1 protein-coding gene is annotated in these 1,137 nt (G+C 44.2%); it reads left to right on the top strand.

Annotated features, from left to right (window positions below):
• The first annotated feature begins 162 nt into the window (after positions 1-162).
• A complete protein-coding gene (locus ACSZPU_RS25820; protein ID WP_499004464.1) occupies positions 163-1,074 on the top strand; it encodes a tyrosine-type recombinase/integrase in 912 nt (303 codons plus the stop codon).
• The last annotated feature ends 63 nt before the right edge of the window (positions 1,075-1,137 follow it).

Raw genomic sequence — 1,137 nt, 5'->3', positions numbered from 1 at the left:
TCCTGAGTGATCAGGTGGGTCAAATTACAACTGCTGTTGTTAAACAAAGGTGGGTCAAAGTTCGACTGCTGTTGACATGCAGAGGACGCTCGCAGGAAAGTAGCAGCAGGTGACGACCCTATCGCTGAAAGAAAGCTCAGCCGCCCCAAATTGCTTACCACAGTGAACGATATCTTCGAGGACTGGCACAAAGACCTTGTGAAGCGGTTGAAGCATCCCAAAATCCCGGAAAGGGTATACAAGAAGGACATAGCTCCAATCATCGGAGATCTTGCCCTGGCAAAGGTGACACCTTTGGATGTCCGGTCTATCCTGCAAAAAATTACAAACAGTGGAAGGCCAACCATTTCAAATGATGCCCTACTCTACATGAAGCAACTGTTCGATCATGCAATTAAGCTTGGTCTGCTTCTCAATAACCCAGCGACAGCATTCAAAGTTAACGATGCAGGTGGTGTTGAAAAAAGCAGGGAGAGAGCTTTAACCCATGATGAAATTACTCATGTATTCAAAATTTTCAGAGAGCACTCAGACAGTTTTTCTCGTGATAACTATCTTGCATGCACTCTTCTCTTGCTGCTTGCTGTACGTAAAAGTGAGCTGACAGAAGCCCCCTGGTCAGAATTCGACTTAAATGAAAAGAAATGGGCTTTGCCAAAGGAAAGAAGTAAATCAGGAGTAGGTATCGTTATCCCACTTCCGCCGCTTGCTATCGAAATCCTACAAGAGCTTAAAGTAAGAGCGTGTGGTTCTGATTACGTTTTCCCTAATCGTAGAACAAGCAAGTCTCAACACATGGGAAAAGACACATTAAACAGGGCGATTGCTAAGCTTTTTGGGGTTGAACCAGGCAAGAAGAAGCAGCCACCTAATGTTATGGGAAGCATTGAATACTTCACTGTCCATGACCTAAGAAGAACAAGCAGAAGCCTACTGGCCTCACTTTCTGTTCCTCCGCATGTTGCTGAAAGATGTCTTAATCATAAACTCAAAGGAGTTGAAGGGATTTATGATCGCTATGACTATTTTGATGAAAGAAGGGATGCGCTGGAAAAACTTGGTATACCCAAGTAACTTCAATATGCAGGATGGTAGTGCTTAAACAACCTATCCCTACGATTGACTTGGGTTCACTGG

This window comes from Phytobacter sp. V69 (genome assembly GCF_965644215.1).
In the GTDB taxonomy this organism is placed as follows: domain Bacteria; phylum Pseudomonadota; class Gammaproteobacteria; order Enterobacterales; family Enterobacteriaceae; genus Phytobacter.
This window is presented reverse-complemented; position numbering and strand designations above follow the sequence as displayed.